We start from the raw sequence: 24608 nt of genomic DNA on the forward strand, positions 1-24608 counted from the left end.
CTCGAGTCGCGGCGGGGACGCGGTGTCCTGTCTGGACGCACGGCGTGGACGCCTGACGCACGCCATGGCGTGCGTCGAGCGGACACTGGTCCGCTCGACCCACCCCGCGCCGGGGTCGGTCGCTCAGCCACCGCACAAAACGGCCGCCTCAGGCCTTGCGCAGCATCTCCGCGACGAGGAAGGCGAGCTCAAGGGACTGGACCCGGTTGAGGCGGGGGTCGCAGACGGACTCGTAGCGGTGGGCCAGGCCGACCTCGTCGATCTCCTCGCCACCGCCGACGCACTCGGTGACGTCGTCACCGGTCAGCTCGACGTGGATGCCGCCCGGCCAGGTGCCGAGGCCGCGGTGCACGTCGAAGAAGCCCTGGACCTCGTCGATGACGTCGTCGAAGCGGCGGGTCTTGTAGCCCGAGGACGCCTCGAAGGTGTTGCCGTGCATCGGGTCGCAGACCCAGGCGACGTTGAGGCCCTCGGCGGTGACCTTCTCCACGAGGGCGGGCAGCCCGTCGCGGATCTTGCCGGCGCCGAAGCGGGTGATGAAGGTCAGCCGCCCCGGCGTGTTCTCCGGGTTGAGCCGCGCGGCGTAGGCGAGCGCGTCGTCGGGCGACGTGGTCGGGCCGAGCTTGATGCCGATCGGGTTCTTGATCTTCGACAGCAGCTCGACGTGGGCGCCGTCGAGCTGGCGCGTGCGCTCACCGATCCACACGAAGTGCGCCGACACGTTGTAGGGGTCGTCGGTGCGCGAGTCGATGCGGGTGAGGGACTGCTCGTACTCCAGCAGCAGCGCCTCGTGGCTGGAGTGGAAGTCGACGCGGTGGAACTCGTCGGGGTCGGCGCCGATCGCCTTCATGAACGTCAGCGCGCGCTCGATCTCGTCGGCCATCGCCTCGTAGCGCTGCCCGAATGGCGACGTCTGGACGAAGTCGGTGTTCCAGGTGTGGACCTGGCGGAGGTCGGCGTAGCCGCCGGTCACGAACGCACGGACCAGGTTGAGCGTGGCGGCGGAGGAGTTGTAGACCTCGACGAGCCGCTGGGGGTCGGGGATGCGCGCCTCGGACGTGAAGTCGTAGCCGTTGACCGCGTCGCCGCGGTACGCCGGCAGGGTCACGCCGTCGCGGGTCTCCTCGTCGGAGCTGCGCGGCTTGGCGTACTGGCCGGCGAGGCGGCCGAGCTTCACGACGGGCACGGAGGCGGCGTAGGTCAGCACGACCGCCATCTGCAGCAGCACGCGCAGCTTGTTGCGGACGTTGTCGGCGGTGACGCCGGCGAAGGTCTCGGCGCAGTCGCCGCCCTGGAGCAGGAACGCCTCGCCACGGGTGACCGCGGCGATCTTGTCGGTGAGGTCGTCGCACTCACCCGCGAAGACGAGCGGCGGCGCGGTCCTCAGTCGGGCGACCGCAGCATCGACCGCCCCGGAGTCGGGATAGGTCGGCTGCTGCTTGGGACCCAGGGCGTGCAGCTGCTCGAGGGTGGGGATGGCACTCACCCCACAAGGGTACGGCGGCCGGGCCGCCGCCCCCGAACCGTGACCGCCCGCTGAACGCGTGACTCCGCGCACGCCGCGCGGGCACCTCAGCCTTGCGGTGCGAGCACTCCCTCGGCGTCGTCGACCCGCAGGCCCCCCGAGCGGGTGCGGCTGGCCTCGAGGGTGCCGGTGACGACGGACGGGTCGGGATAGCTGATGTGACCGGGTGCGCCCTGGCGCGAGGTGGTCCACAGCCGGTCCTCGAACCCGATCTCCCCGCGGAACTGGTGGTTCTCCAGCACCAGCCGGTCGGGGGTGGCCTGGCCGAGGACGTACGACGCCTCGCCGCGGTAGAGGAGCGAGCCGTGGGACACCTGGAGGATGCCGTCGCGCACGTGAGCGGTCTGGTCGTGCACCTCGCCGCTCAGGTAGACGTCGACGCCGCCGTCGACCATTGCCTTCCACAGGGCCGAGCGTGCGCCCTTCTCGTAGACGAGGTTGCTGGAGTTGCGGACGCGCATCTTGGACGTCATCGGGACGTGCCCCTGGACCATCACCCACGGCACGTCGTCCTTGCGGGCCTGCCGGAGCACCCGCTCGAGCCACCGCAGCTGAGCGGGGTCGACGGACATGTGCACGTCGCCGCCGCGGCGCTGGAACACGTCGAGCGTGACGAGCAGGACGTCCGCGTCGAGGCGTACGGCGTAGGCGGTGCGGCGGGCCTGCCCGGTGGGGCGGTCGGGGAACCGGGGCCGGCCGTCCTGGCCGGTCAGCATGTGGTCGGCGTAGATCCGCTTGAACTCCGGCACGTGGCGGCGCTTGAAGTCGATCCAGGCGTTGCGCTTGCGGGTCCGCCACGGGTCGTCACCGATCTCGTGGTCGCCGAGGGCGGGATAGGTCGTGAGCCCGCGGTCCTCGAACCGCTCGCGCCAGGCCGGGTAGTAGACGTCGGCGGCACGGCGCCAGGCCCGCAGCCGCTGGGACTGGGTCCGCACCGGCCCGAACACCCCGGTGCGTGCGTCGTCGCGACCCCAGCGCCCCTCGACGAGGTCACCCGCGACGAGGACGTCGTCGGCGTCGTGCGACGCCATCTCGTCCATCACGTGGTCCAGCGCCGCGTCGTAGTCGGCGTTGATGGAGTTGGCGACCTCACCCGTGCGCCTGTCGACGAACTGCTTGCGGCCGTCGGCCGTGAGGTCGGCAACGTCCTGGTTGAGGAAGTCGGGCGCGGAGACGAACCGGTAGGCCCCGGGCAGCTCCGGTGCCGCCGCCACCGCCGGCCGGTCGCGCGGTCCGCGCTCGGCCGCGGGTGTGCCCGGACGGACCTCGGGAGAGGTGGCGGTGGTCGGGTCGACCGGCGGCGCGGTGAACGTCCGCGCCGGCGGGTCCGAGTCAGGTACGGCGCTCGCGGAGGGCGAGGGCGGCGTGACCGTCGAGCAGCCGATCGCACCGGCCAGCAGCATCGCCAGCACGGGCCCCACAGGTCGTTTGGTCACCCGCCCCACCGTAGACGCCGCGGCCCACGTCCGCGTGCGGAACCCCTCCGTGTCGGCCGGCTCACTCCTCGAGGTGGTCGATGTCGCGGAAGCCCGTCTTCTTGGCGCGCACGCCGCGGTTGGTGAGCCAGGTCAGCGCCCAGAGCACCACACCGATGGCGAGCAGCCCGGCTGCGATCTTGTACTGGATCATGTCGGCCTCGAGCCGCGCCCAGGGGCCGAGGAGGTAGCCGCAGCAGATGGCACCGACGACCGGGAGCGCCGAGGGTGCGCGGAACGCCCCGTCCGGGGTGGGGTCGCGCCGCAGGATCAGGCAGGCGATGTTGACGATGGTGAACACTGCCAGCAGCAGGAGGGCCGTGGTGCCCGACAGCGCCCCGACCACCGACGACTCCGAGTCGAGCGTGACGACGGTGATCAGGCCGAGCGCGAGGAGGGTGGTGAACAGGATCGCGGTCCACGGCGAGCGACGACCCGGCAGCACCTTTCCGAGGGAGCGCGGCAGCACGTCCTGCTGCGCCATCCCGTAGATCAGCCGGCTCGCCATCAGCATGTTGATCAGGGCCGTGTTGGCGACCGCGAAGACCGTGAGGAACGGGAAGATGTCGTCGATCGGCAGGTCGGGCGCACCGATCTTGACCACGTCGAGCAGGATCCCGGCCTCGGCGTTGGTGGGCTCGGCGATCTGCCCGGCGGGGATCACGGCGACCACCGAGATCGCGACCAGCATGTAGATCACCACGGCGATGCCCAGGCCGGTCAGCATGGTGCGGGGGAAGATGCGCAGCGGGTCCTTGGTCTCCTCGACCATGTTGACCGAGTCCTCGAAGCCCACCATCGAGAAGAAGGCGATGGCCGTGGCGATCGTGACCGCCATGAAGAGGCCCTTGTCGTCCGGGCTCTCGAAGACCGTGATGCGGCCCAGGTCGGCGTCGCCGCGCGCCATCACCCAGAAGCCGATGCCGATGACGATCGCGAGCGCGAGCATCTCGACCAGGGTGAGCAGGACGTTGAACTTCACGCTCTCGCCCACGCCGCGCAGGTTGATCGCCGCCAGCACCAGCATGAACGCCAGGGCCGTCAGGAGCGTGGCGCTCGAGCCGGGGTCGTCGTTGCCGAAGCCGATGAGCAGGTTGGCGGCGAGCAGGTTGGACGACGTCGAGGCGCTGGTGATGCCCGAGCAGACCACGGTGAACGCGACCAGGAACGTCACGAAGTGGATGCCGAACGCCTTGTGCGTGTAGAGCGCGGCACCGGCGGCCTGCGGGTACTTGGTCACGAGCTCGAGGTAGCTGAAGGCGGTGACGGTCGCCACCGCGAACGCCACCAGGAACGGCAACCACGCGATGCCGCCGACCTGGCCGGCGAGCTTGCCGGTGACGGCGTACACACCGGCGCCGAGGATGTCACCGACGATGAAGAGCAGCAGCAGCTTGGGTCCGAGCACCCGCTTGAGATCGGCGTCCTCGGGGCCGTTGACGTCCTGTTGCCTGGCTTCGGTCGCGCTCATCGAGACTCCCATCATCGGACCGCGCAGCGCACGGCTTCCCTCACAATGACCTTGCTGAGGGGGTGTGGCAACCACCCCCGCCCCGGCACAACGGCGTGTCGGCCTCCGGGTCACGCCGAGGCAGCCCGGCGCCCCCGCAACGGTGGGGGGACGTACTTCCGGGCTTGTATCGTTCCAACTACGCTGCTCACCATGCCGAAGCGTGTTGCCATCCTGACCGCGGGCGGGTACGCCCCCTGCCTCTCGTCCGCAGTCGGTGCGCTGATCGAGACGTACGACGCCGTCGACCCGGACATCGAGCTGATCGCGTACCGGCACGGCTACCACGGCCTGCTGACCGGCAACAGCATCACCATCGGTCCCGAGGAGCGCGCGGGCGCCAAGCTGCTCCACCGCTACGGCGGGAGCCCGATCGGCAACAGCCGGGTGAAGCTGACCAACGACGACGACTGCCGCCGGCGAGGACTGATCGGCCACAGCGACATCGCCCTCGAGGTGGCCGCGGCGGGGCTGCAGGCCGACCGGATCGACGTCCTGCACACCATCGGCGGGGACGACACCAACACCGCGGCGGCCGACCTGGCGGCGTACCTCGAGACCCAGGGGTCCGAGCTCACGGTCGTCGGGCTCCCCAAGACCATCGACAACGACATCGTGCCGATCCGGCAGAGCCTCGGCGCGCTGACGGCGGCCCAGCAGGCCTCCCGGTTCGCCCAGAACGTGCTGGCCGAGCACGGCTCCAACCCGCGGATGCTCATCGTCCACGAGGTGATGGGGCGGGCGAGCGGCTGGCTGACCGCAGCGGCAGCGCGCGACTACATGGCGTGGCACGCCGACCAGGAGTGGCTCCCCGGCATCGGGCTCGACGGGCGGAAGTGGGCGATCCACGCGGTCTACGTGCCCGAGCTGCCGATCGACCTCGCCGCCGAGGCCGACCGCCTGCGGGGGGTCATGGACGAGATCGGCTGCGTCAACATCTTCCTGGCCGAGGGGGCCGGCGTCGACGACATCGTCTCCCACCTCGAGGCGCTGGGCGAGACCGTGAAGCGCGACCCGTTCGGGCACGTCCAGATCGACACGATCAACCCCGGCCGCTACTTCGCCGACCGCTTCGCCGAGGCCATCGGCGCCGAGAAGAAGATGGTGCAGAAGTCCGGCTACTTCTCCCGCTCGGCTCCCGCCAACGACACCGACCTCGCCCTCATCCGCGAGATGGCCGAGCTGGCCGTCGCCTGTGCCCTCGACGGCACGCCCGGGGTGATCGGCCACGACGAGGACCGCGACGGCGAGCTGCGGGCCATCGAGTTCGAGCGCATCGCCGGGCACAAGCCGTTCGACGCCGAGCAGCAGTGGTTCACCGACCTGCTCGCGCAGATCGGCCAGGCCTGAGCGACATCAGACGGGGTCGGCTGCGGCTTCCTCCTCGACGCGGTTGGTCACCCGCCGGCCCGCTGCCGGCAGGACGCCCGGGAGCCGCTGGAGGTACGCCGCGCTGGCGAGCGCGACCAGCGCCAGCACCCACCACAGCGTCGTCTGCCCGTGGGCGAGGAGCCACGTGAACGCCACCGGCGTCACCGCTCCCCCGACGCCCCAGCTGAGCTGGAACAGGCCGAGGTAGCGACCGCGGAGGTGGTCGGGTGCGGCCTCGGCCGCAGTGGCGCTGAAGACGGGACCACCGGTCAGCTCACCGGCGGTGTAGACCGCCGCGCCGACCAGCATCACCACGACCGCCAGCCAGACCGGGAGCCAGCCGGCGAGCACGAACAGGGCGTAGGCGACGACGAACGTCAGCTGCGCCAGCCCCATCATCCGGGCACGCACGCGCCCGGTCATGCGTCGTACGACGAGTCCCTGGCCGAGGCCGACCATCGCGGTGTTGAGCGTGAAGATCGCGCCGACCACCCACCCCGGCAGGTCGATCGTCTCGGCGACGTAGACCGGGAGCGCGAAGTTGAGGACCATCATCCCGGCCACGAATCCGAGCTGGCCGAGCACGAGCCGCAGGTAGGCGGTGTCCCGCAGCACGACGCCCCAGCCCTCGACCGGCGCGTCCGCGGGGTGCGCGACGCGGTGGTCGGGCACGTCGAGCAGCAGGACGAACGCGAGGACGAACGTGACCGCGTTGACGACCACCACCGACTGGTAGGCGACGTCGGTGCCGACCTGCAGGGCGAGCCCGGCGAGCAGCCCGCCGACCGAGTAGCCGAGGTTGCGCACGGCCTGCAGGAAGCCGAACCACATCTCCCGCTCGCCCGGGGCCGAGATCGCTGTCACGACGTTGCCGAAGGAGCCCCAGAAGGACTGGCGCCCGAGGTTGAGGAGGGCCGTCCACAGGGCGACGGCGAGCAGAGAGTCGGCCCAGAGGTAGGCCACCATCCCGGCGGCCTGCACCAGGTTGCCGACGAGCATCATCTTCCGCGGACCGAAGCGGTCGACGAGGGTCCCGATGACGAACGCACCCGGCATCGTCAGCAGGGCCGACAATGACAGCGCAGACCCCACCTGCACCAAGGACAGGTCGGTCATCGCGAGGAAGTAGAGCAGCGTGATCGGCATGAACAGCCCGCTGCCGACGGTGTCGGCGACGATCGCCACGACGAAGCGGCGGTGCTCCCCCACGCGGGGGAAGCCGAGACGAGTCAGCACGGGCTCAGACTAGGGTCGAGGTATGACGTTCTCGATCGTGGCCCGCTCCGACGACGGCGAGTCGTGGGGCGTCGCCGTCGCCTCCAAGTTCCTGGCCGTCGGGTCCGCCGTCCCGGCAGCTGCGGCCGGGGTCGGCGCCATCGCCACGCAGGCCGACGCCAACCTCTCGTTCAAGTACCTCGGGCTGGCCCACCTCGACGACGGTGCGACCGCCCAGGTCGCCCTCGACCGGCTGGTCGAGGAGGACGACGAGCGCGAGCACCGGCAGGTGGGCGTCGTCGACTCCGACGGCAACGCCGCGACCTGGACCGGCTCCGACTGCTTCGCCTGGGCGGGCGGGACGACCGGGCGCAGCGGCGAGCGCGGTGGCTACGCCATCCAGGGCAACATCCTGACCGGCCCCGAGGTGGTGGAGGCGATGGAGCGTGCGTGGATCGCCGCGGTCGACCAGTCGCTCGAGCGGCGGCTGCTCGCGGCCCTGACTGCCGGCGACGAGGCGGGAGGCGACAGCCGCGGCCGGCAGTCCGCGGCTCTGCTCGTCGTGCGAGACGGTGCCGGCTACGGCGGTCACGACGACGTCGCCGTCGACCTCCGCGTCGACGACCACGCCGACCCCGTGGTGGAGCTGGCCCGGCTCGTCGACCTCAACAAGCTCTACCTGACCGCCTCGACCCCCGAGGAGCAGGTGCCGGTCGACGACGCGCTGATGATCGAGCTGGAGTCGCTGGCCAAGGCCGAGGGCAAGGACAGCTTCCACATGTGGGTCGGCTCGGAGAACTACGAGATGCGGGTCGCGCCCGGACTCCGCCCGGCGTGGATCGACCGTCGGATCCTCGACATCATCCGCGGGGGCGCGAAGTGAGCATCCTGGCCATCGATGCCGGCACCACCGGCGTGACGGCGGTCGTCGTCAGGCCCGACGGGCGGATCCAGGCCAAGGGCTACCAGGAGTTCCGCCAGCACTTCCCGCAGCCCGGCTGGGTCGAGCACTCCGCCGAGGAGATCTGGCAGGCCACGCTGGAGGCCACGCGCGAGGTCCTGACCAAGGTCGACCAGTCCGACCTCACGGCGGTCGGCATCACCAACCAGCGCGAGACCGTCGTGCTGTGGGACCGCGAGACGCTCGGCTCGCCGCGGCGCGCCATCGTGTGGCAGGACCGCCGCACCGCCGACATCTGCGACCGGCTGCGCGCGGACGGCCACGAGGACCGCGTCACCGAGCTGACCGGCCTGCGCCTCGACCCCTACTTCTCCGGCACCAAGCTGACGTGGCTGGCCGAGAACGAGCCGCACACGTGGGCGCTGGTGGAGTCCGGACGATACGCCGTCGGCACCGTCGACTCCTACCTCATCGCGCGGATGACGCGCGGCACCTGGCACGTCACCGACGTGTCCAACGCCTGCCGCACCCTGCTGCTCGACCTCGAGTCGGGCGACTGGTCGGACGAGCTGTGCGAGCTCTTCGGCGTACCCCGTGACGCACTCCCCGAGCTGGTCCCCAACTGGGGCGAGATCGCGCCGACCGACCCGACCGTCTTCCTCGGGCTGTCCCTGCCGATCGCCGGCGTGGCCGGCGACCAGCAGTCCGCGCTCTTCGGGCAGACCTGCTTCGAGGAGGGCGAGTCCAAGTGCACCTACGGCACGGGCTCGTTCATCCTCACCAACACCGGCACCCGCGTGGTGCGCAGCGACGCCGGCCTGCTGTCGACCGCCGCCTGGCGCTCCCCTGACGGCGACCTGACCTATGCCCTCGAGGGCGCCATCTTCGTGACCGGTGCTGCGGTCCAGTGGCTGCGCGACGGGCTGCAGATCGTCGGCAACGCCGCCGAGACCGCGGCGATCGCCGCGACCGTCGACGACACCGACGGGGTGGTGTTCGTACCGGCGCTGACCGGTCTCGGCGCACCCCACTGGGACCCCCACGCGCGTGGGACCATCCTCGGCATCACCCGCGGCACCACGCGCGCCCACCTCGTCCGGGCCACGCTCGAGGGGATCGCCTTCGAGGTCCGCGACGTGCTGGAGACGCTCCCCGAGCTCACCACCCTCCGCGTCGACGGCGGGGCAGCCGAGAACGACTTCCTCTGCCAGCTCCAGGCCGACCAGGTCGGTCGGACGGTGGAGCGTCCGGAGATCGTCGAGACGACGGCGCTCGGCGCAGCCTTCCTCGCCGGGCTCGGCACGGGGGTGTGGGGGTCGACCGACGACCTGCGGGAGACCTGGGCCCTCGACCGGCGCTTCGAGCCCGGTGGCGACCGGGACGCGCTCGACGCGTCGTACGCCCGTTGGACCGACGCGGTCGAGCGGTCGAAGGGCTGGACCGGGTGACGGGCCGAGGGTCCTAGAGGCGTTCGCGCGCCTCGCGGGCGGCGTCGACCTCCGACCGCGCCTCCTCGACGGCCTCCTCCACCTCGGCCTGCGCGGCCTCCGCCTCGGCGAGCTCCTCGTCGACCTCCTCGAGCGTGTCCTCGAGCTCCGCGATCCGGCTGCGGAGCTCATCGACCTCGGACTGGACCTGCAGGGTCCGTGCCTGCAGCTTCTCCACCGACCGACGGGCGGCCCGGTGCTCCTTCTCCTGCTCCTTGAGCGCGGCACGGGCGTCGGCGAGCCGCTCGTCGGCGGCCGCCCTGGCCTTCACGTCGGCGTCCGGGTCGGGTACGACGTGGAGCTGGGGCCGCTGCGTGGGGTCGGGGCCCGGAGCGGGACGGGCCTTCGCGCTGAACCCGAGCGCCTCGGGCACCGCCACGGCACCGCTGAGGTCGAGGTCGCCGAGCCCGGTCGCGGACAGCGACGTCACGAGCAGCCCGCTGCGCACCGCTCGTGCGGCGTCCGGCTCCAGCATCGCTGCGGTGAGCGTCGCCTCGACCTGCTCGCCGACGGACTCGGTGGTCCGGACGCCCTCCTCGCGCGCCATCCGCCGGGCGGCCGTGGTCACCGAGGCGGTCAGCTGCCGGCGCTGCTTGGTGAACTCGCGCAGCTGGGTGGCGTCGAGGTTGTCCTGCGCCTCCCGCAGCGCCTCGCCCACCGCCAGCACCTGGTCCACCTGGTCGGGGTCGCGCCGGACGAGCAGGTTGACCACCCAGGCCGCCACCGACGCCTTGCGCAGCGCCTTGATCGAGGCGGCGAGCGCCTTGTCGGCCTTGTGCTCCTTGACCAGCGCGTCACGGGCAGGAGTGAAGTCCGCGAGCGGCAGGGCATAGAGGTCGTCGGCGATGTCCAGCAGCGGGTCGGCGTCCGGCATGCCCCGATCCTAGGGAGCGGTGTACTCCACCTCGGTGGGGTACGGCGGCCAGGGGCATTCCTGGGTGGTCCCGCTGGGCGTCCAGCCCAGCGACTCGTAGACCCCTCGGGCCCGCCCGTTCGCCTCCAGCACCCACAGGCGTCGCGCACCCGCTGCCTCGGCGCGACGGAACGCCTCCCGCCCGAGACCCGCGCTCCAGTGGTCGGGTCGGACGGCCAGGTGCCGCAGCGTGGTGCCGTCGTGGGCCGCGAGCGCGACGAGCCCGCGCTCGTCCTCGACCACCTCGACGACCACGCCCGGGTCGTCGAGCAGGAGCGCCCAGCGCGCCAGCACGTCGTCGTCGGGGTAGGGCAGGTCGCCGAACACGTGCGCCAGCCCGGTCTGGCTCGCGATGCGCTCGAGGTCGCGCAGTGCGGCCGCGTCCTCCGCCGTCGCGCGACGCCAGGTGGTCGTCCCCCGGTCGCTCATGGCCGCCCCGCCTCGTCCCATGCCCGGTGGGAGGCCTGCGCGCGGGTCCACAGCGCCGACCACTCGTCGTCGGTGACGTCGTCGACCGGCACCAGCAGGTCGTCCACCAGCGCGCCGCGCCAGTCGTCGTACGACGTCAGGTCCTGCTGCTCCGTCGAGGTCGGCGTCATGGCCTGGTGCACCAGCCCGCGGACCGTGCGCTGCCGCCGCCCCTCGATGCGCTGGGCGACGACGACCCGCCGGAACGGCGACGCCGCGCCCCCGCCCAGCGTCGCGTGGGCGAGCGCGATCGCATCGTCGCCGTGGTCACGCGAGGTGACCACGATCCCGCGCAGCACGCCGCCGGGCAGGTGCCGGTAGGTCCAGGCCGCGGGGCCGGTCGGCCGCCCCGCCGCCTGGGCGCCGTAGCCCGCCCCGATGCCGAACGTCCACCCCTCCACGAGGTGGTCGCCGCGCACCAGCGGCAGGGGCTCGGCGAACCCCTCCCCGAGCCCGGCGTCGACCCACCAGTGACCACCCGGGTTGCCCTCGGCGGGCAGCCCCGAGACGACGAGCACGAGGTGGTTCAACGACGTGGCCAGCTCGTCCTCAGGACGTGCCCAGACATGGCCGTGGCGTCGGCTGACGGCGAACCCGAGCTCCTCGAGCAGCCAGCCGAGGGCGCCGTTCTGCTGGAAGCAGTAGCCCAACCGGCCCCCACCGGCGGCGCGGGCGGCACACGTGGCCGGGTCGACCGGGTCGGGCCGCTCCAGCATGATGGACAGGTTGTCGTACGGGATGCGCGCGACGTGGGCCCGCTGCAGCACGCGCAGGCCCTCGGTCGTGGCCTCGACGGGTGCATCCAGCCCGAGGCGGGCGAGGTAGCCCTGGACCGTCAGGTCGACGTCCCTGCCGCTGTATTCCGTCCTGCGCACGACCCCGGTCTCCACGGCTCAACCCTAAGGGTGTCCGACCGGTCGGACGTACCCGATATCGGGGTTGAGGCGCTGGGCGCCGAGGTGTTCAGGTGAGGTCCGGCGTCCCGATCGGGACGACGTCGTAGTGGGGCCATGGGGGTGTGGTCGGGATGCGTCGACTCTCTGCAGTGCTGGCGGCCGTGTGCCTGCCTCTTCTGACCGGCGCACCGGCCGGGGCCGACGCCCCGGCGCCGCAGCCGGCCAACGTCAACGTCGTGCAGGCGGTCCCCGGGGCCACCGTCGAGGTCTCCGTGGACGGCCGCCGGGTCGCCGCGGGCGCGGCGGTCGGCGACGTGCTCGGGCCGTTCGAGCTCGATCCCGGCAGCCACGAGATCTCGTTCCGCGGCAAGGGCGTCAAGGTCGACTCGACCCTCGACGTCGGGGCCGGCGACACCAGCGACGTCGTGCTGCACCTGCCCGCGGACGTCGGGGGCGACCCGGTCGTCCACTCCTACGCCGCACCGGCCGGCCCGATCGGGCCCGGCAAGGCCAGGGTCCTGCTCGCCCACACGGCGACCGTCGCACCCGCCGACGTCGAGGTCGACGGCCAGACGGTGTTCACCAACATCGCCAACGGCGAGTTCGCCGACGCCGACGTCCCGGAGGGCTCGATCGAGGTGGCGCTGCTGCCGTCGGGCGAGGATGGCGCCGACCCCATCCTCGGCCCGCTCGACGTGGCCCTGGAGGGCCGCACCCTCTCGATGATCTACGCCTACGGCAACCCGCGCGACAGCTCGATGAACGTCATCGCCCACACCGTGGACCTCGCAGCCGACGGCAGCGTCCGCCCGTCCCGCATCGAGACCGGGTCGGCGGGACTGGCTCGCGGCCGGGTCACGACCTTCACCGCTCCCATGACTGCGGGCGACCGGGACCTGCCGCCGGCGGTCCGAGCGCTGGGGGTGGCGGCCCTGGTGGCACTGGGCGCTGCGGGCCTGCGGTGGCGCCGCACGCGCGCCGTTCCCCCGCCCGGATGAGCGTCCGCACGCGTGCGCTCATGACCTCCGCCTGCCTCGTCGTCGCCGCCGGATGTGCCGGCAGCACCGACGCCGCCCGCCCGGCCGACCCCGGGACCCGCTCGTCGTCCCCCACGACATCCGCCTCCTCTCCCCCGTCGGCCGAGCCGGTCTCCCCGGCGCGGCGAGCCCGGTCCGTCGTCACGCCCCGCCGGCCCGACCGGGCCACGCTGCCGAGCGGGCGCGTCGTACCCGTGAGCCCTGCCGGCACCACCGGCAGCGGTGTGCTCGACGTGCCCGACGACGTGGACGTCGCGGGGTGGTGGCGCGGCGGCTCGCGCCTCGGCGACCCCTTCGGGTCGATCCTCGTCGCCGCCCACGTCGACAGCGACTCCGAGGGGCTCGGCCCCTTCGCCGAGCTCCTGGCGGTCCGCCCGGGAGCGAAGGTCCGCCTCGAGGCCGACGGGCTGCGCCAGGACTTCGGGGTGCGGTCGCGCCGGCTCGTGCCGCAGGGCAGCCTCGTCGACGACGCGTGGATCTACGACGCCGGAGGCCGGCTGCGGCTCACCCTGGTCACGTGCGCACCGCCGTACGACGCCTCCCGCGGTGGCTACCAGAACCTCGCCGTGGTCACCGCCGTCCCCCTCGGACCGCCGGAGGCGTCGTGAGCCCGAAGAAGCCGTACCAGAAACGGCTCCCGACCGTCCTGCCCCCGGCCCCGCGTCGTGCCCCGGCCCAGGAGGCCGTCCGGCCGCGACCTGCTCCCCCACGCGCCCGCCGGGCGCCCCGGACACCCCCTCCCGTGACGCCGTCCGTGACGCCGTCCGCGACGCCGTCCGCCCGGCCTGCGCCTGCCCCGGCCCCCGCGGCGGAGCCCGACGTCGCCGAGGCCCCGCCCGCCGCGGGTCCGGCCGAGCAGGACGCGGTCGTCGCACCGCCGGCCGAGCCGACTGCCCCACCCGCAGCCCCACCCGCAGCCCCACCCGCAGCCCCGCCCGCACCCCCGCTCGCTCCGCCCCCGGTCGCACCACCGGCGCCGCGGACCGGACCGGCCAACCGTCGGGTGCTCGCCCTCGTGGCAGCCGCGCTGATGGGCGTGCTCGCCGGCGGTGTCGTCGCCTGGCAGGTGCTCGGCGGCCCCGATGACCCGTCCGCGTCTCCGGCCGCGTCGCTGCCCATCGACGGGTGGCCGGCCGCCGGGGAGTCACGCGCGGTCACCGAAGTGCTGCCCGGTGGGGAGCTGGAGGTCACCCACTGGATACACGCCGACGACCCGGTCGGCGAGCTCGGCCTCGCACTGCCGGACCTCGACGGCGCGGACCTCGCGGCGACCGCGGTGGAGGTGACCGCCGACGGCCGTCCCGGGACGGGCCCCACGACCGTCACCCGAAGCGGGGCGACGTACACCTTCGACGACGCGAACCGCATCCAGGTCCGCTACCGGATGTCAGGGGCGGTCGAGCTCAGCTCGTCCGCCGACGGCCGCGGCCTCGCCTCCGCGACCTCGCTCGTCGTCACCGCGCCGCAGGCACGCGACGTCCGCGTGGTGCGGTCGCAGGAGGTGCTGTCGCTCGCGTGCGCCCAGCCGGACCAGCAGCCCGTCCCGTGCGGGAGGTCCGAGGGCGACGACCAGTGGCGGGTGGAGCTCACCGGGACCGACGCCGGGAGCCGCGTGATGGCCGTCGTGACGGTCCCGTCCTGAGCCGGCGGCTCAGGCGTCGCCGTCGAGCCCGTGCTCGATGGCCCAGCGGGTCAGCTGCACGCGGTTGTTCATCTGCAACTTCCGCAGGGTGTTCTGGACGTGGTTCTGCACGGTGCGGTGCGACAGCACCAGCCGCGCGGCGATCTGCTTGTAGCTCATGCCTGTCGCCACCATCTTCAGGATCTCGGTCTCACGCTCCGTGAGCTGGTCGCGCGGGTCGTCGGCCGGCCCGTCCGCGATGCGGCGGAACTCCCCCAGCACCAGACCGGCGAGGCCCGGCGTGAAGACGGTGTCGCCGTCGGCCACGCGCGTCACCGCGTCGATGAGCTCGGCGCTCGAGGCCGACTTCACCAGGTAGCCCGTGGCACCGGCCTTGATCGCCTCGAGCACGTCCTCCTGCTCGCCACTGGCCGACAGGATCAGCACGCGTGCGGTCGGGTCGTGCGCGAGCATCATGCTCGTGACCTGGACCCCGCTGCTGTCGGGCAGCTGGAGGTCCAGCACGACGACCTGCGGCGCTGCCGCCGGGAACCGCGCCATCGCCTCGCGCCCGTTGGACGCCACCGCCACGACCTCGTGGCCGGCCGCCTGCAGGTCACGCTCGACCGCGTCGCGCCACATCGGGTGGTCGTCGACCACCATCACCCTCACCATGGGTCCCCCTCCCGGTTGGACCGCAGCGTAGACCGCTCAGCCGCCCGGCGGGACGTAACGCCCCCGACGGTGCACGAGCGGCGCGGGATCGTCGCCGACCACCACCTCGTCCAGCGTGCACGTCACCAACCGCGACCACCCGACGTCCGTCGCCGTCTCCACTCCCAACAGCGCCCAGGTGCCGGCTGACGCGAGCCGCGGGCCGTACCCGCTGTCCGTCCAGTCCGCCAGCCGCCACGGGCCGCCGGGCGCCGGGGTGGTGCCGGCGAAGGCGTCCGCCAGGCCGCGGTCGTCCCACGACAGCAGCTGTACGACGCCGCGCCCGGTGTCGAGCAGCAGCTCGGTCAGGTCCGCGTCGGGGTCGAGCAGCGCCAGGACCCGCCCGGGGTCGCCGCCCGCCACGAGCCACGAGGTGACGGTCAGGCCCGCTCGTCCGGTGTCGTCCCCCGCGGTCCAGAGGGACACCGTCCCGCCGAGGCGCCCGCGCAGGCGTCGTACGGGGTCGTCGGGGGTCGGGAACGGGTGGCCGGCGTGGATGGTCACCCGGTCACGCTAGCGGCACCGACAGCACCCACTCGGTGCCCCACTCGCCGCTCTCGAGGGTGGCGGTGCCGCCGAGTCCCTCGATGCGGCCGCGGATCGACGACGCGACGCCGAGACGCCCCTCGGCGGCCGCCTCCTCCGCCCGGCCCGGCGTCATGCCGGGACCGTCGTCGCGCACGGAGACGGTGATCGCACCGGGTGCGGCCTCGGCCAGGATCCACGCCGACGCCCCCGGTCCTGCGTGGGACAGGACGTTGTCGAGGCACGCCTTGACCGCGGCCACGGTCTCGGTGGCGACGTGGTGGTCGACCAGCATCGCGCCGCCCGGGGTGGCGACCTCCACCCGCACCGGGTGCGCGGTGGCCATCGCCTCGAGAGCCCCCGCGAGGTCCGACCGTCCGTGGGCCCGGGTCGGCACCGTGTCCTGCTGCCGGATGAGCGAGCGCAGCCCGCGCTCCTGCTCGCCCGCCAGCCGCCCGAGCTCGGCCCACTGGCCGCCCGCCGCCGCGCCCTGGCGCTGCACCATCGCCAGCACCTGCAGCACGCCGTCGTGCACCGCGCGAGCGAGGCGGGTGCGTTCCTCGGCGGCCGCCGCGGCGTGCTCGGCGGCGTCCCGCTCCTCCGCCATGCGCTGCAGCGACTCGCACATGTAGCCGACGATCGGTCCGCCGATGAGGACGAGGAAGACGTTGCCGTAGTTGCCCTGGTCGATCTCCTGGCGCGGCAGCAGGTCGGCCAGCGACAGGGCGACCGCGGCGACGAGCCCACCCTTCCAGTGCCAGTGGATGGCCCACGCCAGGAGCGCGCCCATCACCCAGAAGCCGGGCAGGGTCGCGTTGAAGCTCTCCGTCTTCAGCCACGGGGTGACGGCGATCGCGGCCACGGCGATCAGCAGGTCGGCGACGAGCAGGGCGGGCGTGCGAGTGGATCGCCGGCCGTAGAGCCAGGTCGCCACCCCGGTCCACACCACCAGCGCAATCACCACGACGAGGGCGAGGTCCGGGTGGGAGAAGCTGTCACGCCGGTAGGCGTTGAGGGCCACCATGTTGACGGTGACCACCACCCGGACGAGCGCGAGCGCGGAGTAGAGCCGGTCCTCGACCGCGAGGGCGGAGTCGGCCCGCGGGTGGTGGACCTGCGGGCGGAGATCGGCGTTCAGGACGCCTTCTGCTCAGGCCCGTCCACGGCCTGCTCGCGGGCCGCGCTCTCCCGCTCGGCCTTCTCCCGCTCGGCCTTCTCCCGCTCGGCCTTCTCGCGCTCGGCCTGCCTGGCCTTCTCCTTGTCGAGCTCCTTCGCCTTGCTGGCGTAGAGGTCGACGTACTCCTGCCCGGAGAGCCGCATGATCTCGTACATGATCTCGTCGGTGATCGACCGCAGGATGTAGCGGTCGTTCTCCATGCCGGCGTAGCGGGAGAAGTCGAGCGGCTTCCCGAAGCGCACGACCGGGCGCGTCCACGTGCCGTAGACCTTGCCGGTCGGGGCCACCACGTCGGTGCCGACGACGGCGCAGGGGATGACCGGGGCACCGCTCTCGAGCGCGAGCCGGGCCACGCCGGTCTTGCCGCGGTAGAGCTTGCCGTCGTGCGACCGGGTGCCCTCGGGGTAGATCCCGAACAGCTCGCCCTCGGCGAGGATCTTCATGGCCGACTTCATGGCGCCCTCGGCGGCGTTGGCACCCGACCGGTCGATCGGGACCTGACCGGCACCGGTGAAGAACTTCTTCTGGAACCAGCCCTTGATCCCCGGGGTGGTGAAGTACTCGGCCTTGGCGACGAAGGTGACCCGGCGGGTGAGCGTGAGCGGCATGAACAGCCAGTCGGCGTACGACAGGTGGTTGCTGGCGAGGATCGCGGGACCCACCTCCGGCACGTGGTCGATGCCGTAGGCCTTGGGCCGGAAGACGAGTCGCAGGACGGGCCCGAGGGCGATCCACTTCAGGAACCAATAGAGCACGGGTCGAGACTATCCCTGCTGCTGGCCGGTGACCCGCTCGATGAACTCCGCGGACTCGGCGAAGATCCTCGGGGCGTCGTGGTCGAGGGTCGCCACGTGGTAGCTGTCCTCCAGCACCCGCTCCTCGAAGTCCTTGGACGACAGGCCGGCGTGCAGGGCCTTCGACGACGACAGGTCGGCGACGTGGTCCTCCTCCGAGCGGAAGTAGAGCACCGGGATCGTGATCCTCGGCAGGTCGCGGCGGAGCTCGGCCCAGCCGCGAGACATCTCGTGGGCGGCCTTCAGCGGCATGACGGGATAGGCGATCTCGTCCATCCCGGGCTTCTTGATGTCGTTGCGGATGCCGGGGAACGCGGGCACGAACCGCTGCAGCACCGGCAGCAGCACGGCGTCCTTGCGCAGCGTGTCGACGGCGACGTTGACGACCACGAGCCCGGCGAGCTCCTCGCCGCGGTCCGCCGCGAGCCGCAGCGCGAGCGCGCCGCCCATCGACAGGCCCACGGCGAGGACGGCGTCGTTCTCGGCGGCGAGCCGGTCGAAGGCACCCTCGACCGTCGCGACCCAGTCGGACCAGGTGGCCTTGTTGCAGTCCTGCCAACGCGTGCCGTGTCCGGGCAGCAGCGGCATCTCGACGGCGTACCCACGCGCCGCGAGGTCCTCGGCCCAGGGCCGCATGGAGGCGGGGCTGCCGGTGAAGCCGTGCACGACCAGCACACCGACGCGCCGGCCGCCGGTCAGCTCGGGCTCCGCCGGGGTGGACATCGGCGCGACCAGGGTGGGGTCGAGGGGCGCGGACGGGGCGCGGAAGGGGATCCTCACCGGCACAGTGTGCACCAGGACCCGGGACACCGCTGGTCGACGGCGGCCCCCACTCACCCGGGGGTCGAGGAAGGCGCCCGGCGCCCGTCACGAGACTGCGTTCACCTCCTACGGCTACCGTGGTCCGCGTGAGTCGCCCGGAGGACGAGAGCCGCACCGAGCTCGCGTGGCGCGAGATCGTCGAGAACTACGGCGAGCGCGCTGTCCTGGACGACCCCGCGACCCCCTCGGACGAGGCGGCACCCACCTCTGAGCGTCCGTCGTCCGCGGACTCTTCGGCCTCGTCCCCGACCGACCTGCCCGACCACCTGCGCGACGACGACGAGGTCGAGCAGCGTGAGCGGGCCATCGCCGAGTCCGAGCGCTTCCGGCCGCCGCCGGCGCCCCCGTTCCCGGTCCCCCGCACCTGGCAGCGCGGCCTGGCGTGGGCCGGCATCTTCGTGGCTCCCCTGATCGCGCTCGTCATCGGGCTGCTCTCGATCTACGTCAACCCACTGGTCGGCTGGGTGCTGGTCGGGTGGTTCGTCGGCGGCTTCGCCTACCTCGTCCTCGTCATGCCCAAGGCGCCCCGCGACCCCTGGGACGACGGCTCCCGCATCTGAGCCGCACGACCGGCCTCCCTCAGGCGTAGGGTCTGCCGCGTGGGGGCGCGCGAGACGGTCGAGGTCACGGGACACCTCATGGACAGCGGCATCCTGTCGCGCGTCCTCGACGACATCCGCGAGTACGGCGGCGACTTCGTCATCGAGGAGTTCGACGTCGGCCACGAGGCGCACGACCCGAGCAGCGCCCGCATCACCGTCGAGGCCCCGGACGACGAGTCGCTCCAGCGCCTGCTCATGCGGCTGCAGACCCGCGGGGTCAACCAGGTCGCCCACGGTGACGCCTCCGTCAGCACCGCCGATCAGGACGGGGTGCTGCCCGACGGCTTCTACGCCACGACCAACCTCGAGACGCGCGTGCGTCTCGGCGGCCGGTGGTACGACGTCGAGAACCCCGAGATGGACTGCGGCCTGGTCGTCGACGAGTCCATACCCGACCACGTGCGGGTGCGGACGGTGCCCATGTCGGACGTCGCCCGCGGCATGCGGATCGTGGTGGGCGCGACCGGCATCCAGGTGGCCGTGCCGGGTCACGACCCCGGCGCCGACCCCGTCGCCTCGTTCGACATGGATCCCGGGACCGACCGACCGCAGACGGTCCTCGTGCGACAGGTGGCCGACGGGATGAGGCACGCGCGGGCAGCCGGGAAGCGACTCCTCTGGGTCGCCGGCCCGGGGCTCGTGCACGCCGGCGGCGTACCTGCCATGACCGCCCTCGTGCGGGCAGGGTGGGTCGACGTCCTCTTCGCGGGCAACGCCGTGGCCGCCCTCGACATCGAGACCGCCCTCTTCGGTCCCACCCCCGAGACCAGTGCCCAGCCCGGCCACGAGCACGGCCACGAGCACCGCGTCCGTGCGGTCAACACCATCCGCCGGGCCGGGTCGATCGAGCGCGCGGTGCGGGACGGTGTCCTGCCCAGCGGCGTGATGCACGCGATCGTCACCGCCGGGAAGCGGTTCGTCCTGGTCGGGTCCGTCCGCGACGACGGACCCCTCCCCGAGGTCCACACCGACGTGGTCGAGGGCCAGCGGGCCATGCGGGCCGAGATCCACGACATCGGCTACTGCCTGATGATGGCGACCCAGCTGTACGCCGTCGCGACCGGCAGCCTCCTGCCCGCGTCGGTCCCGCTGGTCTGCGTCGACATCAACCCGGCCATGGTCACCCGGCTCGCCGACCGCGGCACCGGCCAGGGGCGCGGCATCGTGACCGACGTCGGGCTCTTCCTGGAGCAGCTCGCCCTCGAGCTGGTCGCCGACTACCGCCGCGGCTGATCCCCGGCGACCAGGAGCCCGGCCCCGATCATCCCCGCCTGCGGCCCGAGCTCGGCCGCGAGCAGGTCGGGAACCCGGCGATGTGCTGCGCCGACCAACGTGCGGCGGAGCGCGTCCCGGGCGGGCTCCAGCAGCCGGTCGCCCGCGGCTGAGACGCCACCGCCGACGACCACGACCTCGGGGTCGAGGGCCGCGACCAGGTTCGCCACGCCCACGCCGAGCCAGTGCCCCACAGAGGCGAAGGCACGGTGCGCGACGAGGTCGCCCTGCTCGGCCGCACTGGTCACCATCGGTCCGGTCACCCGATCGGGGTTGCCGTCGGTCATCTCCCCCAGCACCGAGGGCTGCTCGACCATCAGGGCGCGGGCGTTGCGGACGAGAGCATTGCCGGACGAGTACTGCTCCCAGCACCCCCGCCGGCCGCACTCGCAGGGCTGGCCGTCGGGCACGACCTGCATGTGCCCGAACTCCCCCGCCATCCCGTTGGCGCCGCGCACCACACGCCCCTCGAGCAGGACGGAGCCCCCGATGCCGGTGCCCATCGTCACCATCAGCGCGGACGCGGCGCCACGGGCGGCGCCGTAGCGGGCCTCCGCGCGCGCCGCACAGTTGGCGTCGTTGTCCAGGCCCACCGGGCAGCCGAGGCGCTCCTCCAGCAGCTCCTTGAGCGGCTCGCCCTGCCACGGCAGGTGCGGCGCGAACATGACCCGCTCCCCCGCGGAGTCGACGAATCCGGCGGCGGCCACCCCGGCACCCACGAGCGGCGCGCCGGCGGCAGCATCGACGATGGCATCGACCAGCGCGTCCTCGACCCAGCTGGTCACCACACGGCGCCCGGGCGTCGTACGAAGTGCTGTGCGGGCGACGCGCCCCTCGTCGTCGACGACGCCCGCCAGCACCTTGGTGCCACCGATGTCGACCCCGACCACCACGCCCTCGTCCACGGGCCACATCTTGGCGTACGACGCACCGCATGGCCCGATCGGATGGTCTCAGTAGTCACTTCTAGCCATCTCGCGTCACGGAGGCTCACGAGTGTCGTCAAACCAGCGACACCCGAGACCGACACCTCCTACGGTGGCGGGCGAACATCTCGGGGAAAGGGGATCTCATGCGCTGGCGCCCACGCCTCGACGACCGCACCGATCGCGGTGCGTCGGCCGTCGAGTTCGCGATCGTCGTCGTCCCCTTGCTCATGATCATCGCGGGCATCGTGAACTTCGGCTTCGTCTTCGCCCAGCAGCTGGCACTCGACAACTCCGTGCGGGCGGGTGCACGCGCGGGTGTCGTGGATCGGGGCACTACGGCCCCGACTCCCATCACCGTGGCGACCGACCAGTGGAACTCCACCGCGACGGCGCGCTCACTGACCGATCCCATCAGCGTCGTCTACGACGGCGGAGTCGGATCGACGTGCAAGGGGAGCGCCTACGGCGGCCGGATGATCGTCAAGGGCACGGTCAGGTCGAAGTTCATGATCCCGTGGCCCCTGCCGTCGTCCGTCATCCCCGGTTCGGTAACGCTCACCAGCAAGGCGGAGTTCCAGTGCGAGTACCAGTGATGCCTGCGCGCCAGGACGAGGACGGCGCAGTGGCCGTGCTCGTCGGGATCCTCGCGGTCTTCCTCATCGGCCTGTCGGCCTTCACCATCGACCTGGGCTCGGCCTACGTCAGCAACCGCAACCTGCAGAAGGCGGCAGACGCCGGAGCACTGGCTGGTGCCCAGTCGCTGGTCAAGACGCCCGGCTCGTGCAACAGCATCCGGAGCAACTCCGTCGCCGTCGCCGCGGCGAAGGCGGTGGCCGTCGACGTCGCGAAGAAGAACTACCCCGACGCCAGCTGGAGCGAGACGACGTGGGAGGTGAAGTGCGACGCGACGAGCAAGTCGCTCCAGGTCAGGCTCGGCAACGCAGGAACCACTCCGGCACGGTTCGCGGGGGTGTTCGGGGGCCAGTCCCAGGTGACGACGAGCCGAGCGGCGACCGCCACCCTGGAGGTCGGCCCCTACACCAACACCCGCATGCGTCCTCTCGCCATGTGCTCGACACAGCTCACGGCCGGCCCGTTCGTGCGACTCGACTACCCCAAGGACGCACCTCCGTCGTGTGGCAACGCCTCTGGCGCGTGGTGGACGGTCGACTGCCCGGGTGCCTCGAACAACTCCACCAGCCAGATGGTCATCGACGTTCGTGACGGCTGTGCGAAGGGCGCCTCGGTGGTGACAGCGCAGTCGGAGTCGCAGACCGCCCAGCAGCTGACCACCACCCTCGAGGCTGCCTGCCTCGGCGGCGCCACCCCGGACGGATCCTGCCTCGAGTCCAACCCGGGCAACCTCGATTCCGGCCAGGTGGCGTCCTCGTGGAAGTACCTGGTGGACAACAGCGTGGCAGCCGTCTTCCCCGTCTTCTGCGCTCCCCCGCAGTGCGCCGACAGCACCATCCAGGGAAGCGGGAACAACGCCACCTTCCCGATCTACAAGCTCCTCGGGGCCGTGATCTGTGGCTACCACTTCAGCAAGAACGAGAAGTACCACTCCACCAGCGGCGAGTGCTCCGGCCTGCCGTCGAACATGTACGCAGGGGACGACGACTCCGGGAACTCGGTCAACTACCTGATCATCAAGTACGTCCAGATCAGCGCTTCCGGCTCCAACATCGAGGCCGAGTGCAGCCTGGGCAACACCAACTGTGACGGCGGGCTCCGACGCACGCGACTCGTGGAGTAGCCGGCTCGCGGATCACGTCAGTCGTCCGGCCAGTCGTCCGTGAGGTCGACGCGCTCGACGTCGTGCGTGGCGCCGGGTGTGCGCGGGGCCGTCGCCAGGAACGCCGCGGCCGCCTGGGCGAGGGAGCTCATCGCAGCTGACAGGTGGGTCGACACCTCGGGACTCACCTGACGCACCGCGCTGATGGTGCGGCAGACGGGACACACCGTGCACTCGGCCGCACCGGTCGCGAGGTGGTCGTCGAGCTCGTGCGCGGAGGCTGCTGCCTGCGAGGCGATGCCGGACAGTCCGTCGCCTGCCTGAGCCGACTGCTCCCGGGCCCACCCGGAGAGGGCGCCGAGGAGCTTGGCGGCCTCCTCCCCCAGCGACCCGACGTCGTCGCGCTCGGCGCCGGTCACAGGGCCTCCTCGGACAGATGGGTCGGGACAGCGGGCTCGCTGAACCTGACCTGCAGCCGGCCGTCTCGCACGCGGGCGCCGCCCACCCGGTGCCGCCCGAGCCCGGAGGGCAGGGTCAGCAGGCGCCGGTAGGAGCCAACCGACACGATGAGCTCGTCGCCCTTGCGCACGAGCCCGACGTCGTCCTGCGCAGCAAGGGGAAGCGGAAGCGACAGCACCAGCCCGGCGGGCGTGGTGCGGACGGACATGGGTGGGACGGCCGGGCCCGGGGCGATCGGGTCAGCACCGTCGTACGTCGATGCCGCCAGGTCGAGCAGCTCGTCCCGGCCCACGGGTTCGGTCCCGCGGTAGACCGACGTGCGGAGCTCGAGCCCGGCGAACGAGTCGGCGGCGTCCGCCAGCCGGCGCTGCTGCGCCGCCACCCAGCCGCGGCGCCACTCGTCCGCACCGTCCTCGGGAAAGACCCGGTTCACGATCGCCGTGTCGACGCGGTAGCCGAAGAGGGTCAGGAACGTGTACGCCCTGCGGGCCTCGGCGAGCACCACCGACTCGGGTGTCAGGACGAGGCGGACCGACGTCTGCGGCCCGGTCAGCACGGTGCGTACGTCGTCGAGGTCGGCGTGCAGCCGCTCGATGGCGTCGAAGACCGAGTCCTCGGGCATCGGCACGCCCGCGGCCTTGGTCAGGACGGGCTTGAGCGCCTTGACGACGCGTCGCTCGACGGGGAGGACGCGGGTCATGTACCACCCGAGCGCCTCCGGGAGCGCGAGGAGCCGCAGGGTCTCGGCGGTCGGCGCGCAGTCGACGACCAGCACGTCCCACTCCCCCGACCTCGCCTGCGCCCGCACCTCGAGCAGTGCGAGCACCTCCTCGGCGCCCGGGATCACCGTGAGCTCCTCCGCTGCGACGGGATCCACGCCCGCCACGTCGAGCACGCTGAGCAGGTAGCCCTGGATGTCGGCCCAGGACCGCTCGAAGCGCTGCTGCGCGTCCACGTGCTGGACCCACAGGTTCGGGGCGGCCTCGGAGGGCTCCGACGTGGCAGGGACGTCCAACGCGTCGGCCAGCGAGTGCGCGGCGTCCGTCGACAGCACGAGCGTCCTGTGGCCGGCCGCCGCGCTCGCACACCCGGTCGCGGCGGCCAGGGTCGACTTGCCCACCCCGCCCTTGCCGGTGAACAGCAGGATCCGCATGTCCGGA

The 24608-nt window shown here is 72.4% G+C and carries 25 protein-coding genes; 10 read left to right on the top strand and 15 right to left on the bottom strand.

What is annotated here, in order from left to right; all coding sequences use genetic code 11:
* Positions 1-148 precede the first annotated feature (148 nt).
* The 3 genes from AC3A3L_RS18525 to AC3A3L_RS18535 form a co-directional block, all read right to left on the bottom strand.
* The gene (locus tag AC3A3L_RS18525) at positions 149-1486 is read right to left on the bottom strand and encodes a class II 3-deoxy-7-phosphoheptulonate synthase (RefSeq protein ID WP_487641514.1); all 1338 of its coding nucleotides are present in this window, start codon (positions 1484-1486) and stop codon (positions 149-151) included.
* Positions 1487-1572: 86 nt separating this feature from the next.
* Positions 1573-2961: a metallophosphoesterase family protein gene (locus AC3A3L_RS18530; protein WP_487641515.1), complete on the bottom strand. Its 1389-nt coding sequence runs from the start codon at positions 2959-2961 to the stop codon at positions 1573-1575.
* A gap of 61 nt (positions 2962-3022) precedes the next feature.
* Positions 3023-4471, bottom strand: coding sequence for an APC family permease (locus AC3A3L_RS18535; RefSeq protein ID WP_487641516.1), 1449 nt, complete (start codon positions 4469-4471; stop codon positions 3023-3025).
* Positions 4472-4663: 192 nt separating this feature from the next.
* Here AC3A3L_RS18535 and AC3A3L_RS18540 point away from each other — a divergent pair, with 192 nt between their 5' ends.
* Positions 4664-5860, top strand: coding sequence for a pyrophosphate--fructose-6-phosphate 1-phosphotransferase (locus AC3A3L_RS18540; RefSeq protein WP_487641517.1), 1197 nt, complete (start codon positions 4664-4666; stop codon positions 5858-5860).
* Positions 5861-5866: 6 nt separating this feature from the next.
* On the opposite strand, the gene AC3A3L_RS18545 is transcribed toward AC3A3L_RS18540, so the two are convergent.
* Positions 5867-7117: an MFS transporter gene (locus AC3A3L_RS18545; protein WP_487641518.1), complete on the bottom strand. Its 1251-nt coding sequence runs from the start codon at positions 7115-7117 to the stop codon at positions 5867-5869.
* A 22-nt stretch (positions 7118-7139) separates the two neighbouring features.
* On the opposite strand from AC3A3L_RS18545, the gene AC3A3L_RS18550 reads away from it, so the two are divergent.
* Both AC3A3L_RS18550 and glpK read left to right on the top strand, forming a co-directional pair.
* Positions 7140-7979, top strand: coding sequence for a DUF1028 domain-containing protein (locus AC3A3L_RS18550; RefSeq protein ID WP_487641519.1), 840 nt, complete (start codon positions 7140-7142; stop codon positions 7977-7979).
* Complete coding sequence (gene glpK, locus AC3A3L_RS18555) at positions 7976-9445, top strand: glycerol kinase GlpK (protein WP_487641520.1); 1470 nt, start codon at positions 7976-7978, stop codon at positions 9443-9445. Before AC3A3L_RS18550 ends, glpK begins: the two co-directional genes overlap by 4 nt.
* Positions 9446-9458: 13 nt before the next feature.
* On the opposite strand, the gene AC3A3L_RS18560 is transcribed toward glpK, so the two are convergent.
* From AC3A3L_RS18560 to AC3A3L_RS18570, 3 genes are read right to left on the bottom strand one after another with little or no spacing between them, the layout of a single operon-like run.
* Positions 9459-10358, bottom strand: coding sequence for a hypothetical protein (locus AC3A3L_RS18560; RefSeq protein WP_487641521.1), 900 nt, complete (start codon positions 10356-10358; stop codon positions 9459-9461).
* 9 nt (positions 10359-10367) lie between these two features.
* Complete coding sequence (locus AC3A3L_RS18565) at positions 10368-10826, bottom strand: N-acetyltransferase family protein (protein ID WP_487641522.1); 459 nt, start codon at positions 10824-10826, stop codon at positions 10368-10370.
* Positions 10823-11755 (bottom strand): arylamine N-acetyltransferase family protein, encoded by a 933-nt coding sequence (locus AC3A3L_RS18570; RefSeq protein WP_487641523.1) that lies wholly within the window; start codon positions 11753-11755, stop codon positions 10823-10825. The genes AC3A3L_RS18565 and AC3A3L_RS18570 overlap by 4 nt, the downstream gene beginning before the upstream one ends.
* 137 nt (positions 11756-11892) lie before the next feature.
* On the opposite strand from AC3A3L_RS18570, the gene AC3A3L_RS18575 reads away from it, so the two are divergent.
* From AC3A3L_RS18575 to AC3A3L_RS18585, 3 genes are all read left to right on the top strand, one after another.
* Positions 11893-12759, top strand: a complete 867-nt coding sequence (locus AC3A3L_RS18575; RefSeq protein WP_487641524.1) for a DUF4397 domain-containing protein — start codon at positions 11893-11895, stop codon at positions 12757-12759.
* Positions 12756-13406, top strand: coding sequence for a class F sortase (locus tag AC3A3L_RS18580; protein ID WP_487641525.1), 651 nt, complete (start codon positions 12756-12758; stop codon positions 13404-13406). Before AC3A3L_RS18575 ends, AC3A3L_RS18580 begins: the two co-directional genes overlap by 4 nt.
* A gap of 134 nt (positions 13407-13540) precedes the next feature.
* On the top strand, positions 13541-14440 hold the full coding sequence (locus tag AC3A3L_RS18585; protein ID WP_487641526.1) for a hypothetical protein: 900 nt from the start codon (positions 13541-13543) through the stop codon (positions 14438-14440).
* 9 nt (positions 14441-14449) lie between these two features.
* Here the strand turns inward: AC3A3L_RS18585 and AC3A3L_RS18590 are convergent, their stop codons facing one another.
* The 5 genes from AC3A3L_RS18590 to AC3A3L_RS18610 are packed head-to-tail and all read right to left on the bottom strand — an operon-like array spanning position 14450 to position 18409.
* The gene (locus AC3A3L_RS18590; RefSeq protein ID WP_487641527.1) at positions 14450-15094 is read right to left on the bottom strand and encodes a response regulator; all 645 of its coding nucleotides are present in this window, start codon (positions 15092-15094) and stop codon (positions 14450-14452) included.
* A gap of 36 nt (positions 15095-15130) precedes the next feature.
* Positions 15131-15637, bottom strand: coding sequence for a flavin reductase family protein (locus AC3A3L_RS18595; protein ID WP_487641528.1), 507 nt, complete (start codon positions 15635-15637; stop codon positions 15131-15133).
* 4 nt (positions 15638-15641) lie between these two features.
* Entirely contained in the window at positions 15642-16796 is a 1155-nt protein-coding gene (macS, locus tag AC3A3L_RS18600) for a MacS family sensor histidine kinase (protein WP_487641695.1), read from the bottom strand.
* Complete coding sequence (locus AC3A3L_RS18605; RefSeq protein WP_487641529.1) at positions 16793-17590, bottom strand: lysophospholipid acyltransferase family protein; 798 nt, start codon at positions 17588-17590, stop codon at positions 16793-16795. Before AC3A3L_RS18605 ends, macS begins: the two co-directional genes overlap by 4 nt.
* A gap of 9 nt (positions 17591-17599) precedes the next feature.
* Positions 17600-18409, bottom strand: coding sequence for an alpha/beta hydrolase (locus tag AC3A3L_RS18610; RefSeq protein WP_487641530.1), 810 nt, complete (start codon positions 18407-18409; stop codon positions 17600-17602).
* A 128-nt stretch (positions 18410-18537) separates the two neighbouring features.
* On the opposite strand from AC3A3L_RS18610, the gene AC3A3L_RS18615 reads away from it, so the two are divergent.
* Positions 18538-19011: a hypothetical protein gene (locus tag AC3A3L_RS18615; RefSeq protein ID WP_487641531.1), complete on the top strand. Its 474-nt coding sequence runs from the start codon at positions 18538-18540 to the stop codon at positions 19009-19011.
* Between the two features lie 39 nt (positions 19012-19050).
* Positions 19051-20286 carry an ornithine cyclodeaminase family domain gene (locus AC3A3L_RS18620; RefSeq protein WP_487641532.1) on the top strand — a complete coding sequence of 412 codons (1236 nt, stop codon included), beginning with the start codon at positions 19051-19053 and terminating at the stop codon, positions 20284-20286.
* Here AC3A3L_RS18620 and AC3A3L_RS18625 read toward each other — a convergent pair.
* Positions 20271-21230: an ROK family protein gene (locus tag AC3A3L_RS18625; protein WP_487641533.1), complete on the bottom strand. Its 960-nt coding sequence runs from the start codon at positions 21228-21230 to the stop codon at positions 20271-20273. The genes AC3A3L_RS18620 and AC3A3L_RS18625 overlap by 16 nt on opposite strands.
* A gap of 167 nt (positions 21231-21397) precedes the next feature.
* On the opposite strand from AC3A3L_RS18625, the gene AC3A3L_RS18630 reads away from it, so the two are divergent.
* Positions 21398-21847, top strand: coding sequence for a TadE/TadG family type IV pilus assembly protein (locus tag AC3A3L_RS18630; protein ID WP_487641534.1), 450 nt, complete (start codon positions 21398-21400; stop codon positions 21845-21847).
* The gene (locus AC3A3L_RS18635; protein WP_487641535.1) at positions 21847-23010 is read left to right on the top strand and encodes a pilus assembly protein TadG-related protein; all 1164 of its coding nucleotides are present in this window, start codon (positions 21847-21849) and stop codon (positions 23008-23010) included. Before AC3A3L_RS18630 ends, AC3A3L_RS18635 begins: the two co-directional genes overlap by 1 nt.
* Before the next feature lie 17 nt (positions 23011-23027).
* Here AC3A3L_RS18635 and AC3A3L_RS18640 read toward each other — a convergent pair whose 3' ends face one another.
* Both AC3A3L_RS18640 and AC3A3L_RS18645 read right to left on the bottom strand, forming a co-directional pair.
* Positions 23028-23408: a hypothetical protein gene (locus AC3A3L_RS18640; protein ID WP_487641536.1), complete on the bottom strand. Its 381-nt coding sequence runs from the start codon at positions 23406-23408 to the stop codon at positions 23028-23030.
* The gene (locus tag AC3A3L_RS18645) at positions 23405-24601 is read right to left on the bottom strand and encodes an ArsA family ATPase (RefSeq protein WP_487641537.1); all 1197 of its coding nucleotides are present in this window, start codon (positions 24599-24601) and stop codon (positions 23405-23407) included. The genes AC3A3L_RS18640 and AC3A3L_RS18645 overlap by 4 nt, the downstream gene beginning before the upstream one ends.
* Between the last annotated feature and the right edge of the window lie 7 nt (positions 24602-24608).

This window comes from Nocardioides sp. Soil_C_8, from assembly GCF_057656315.1.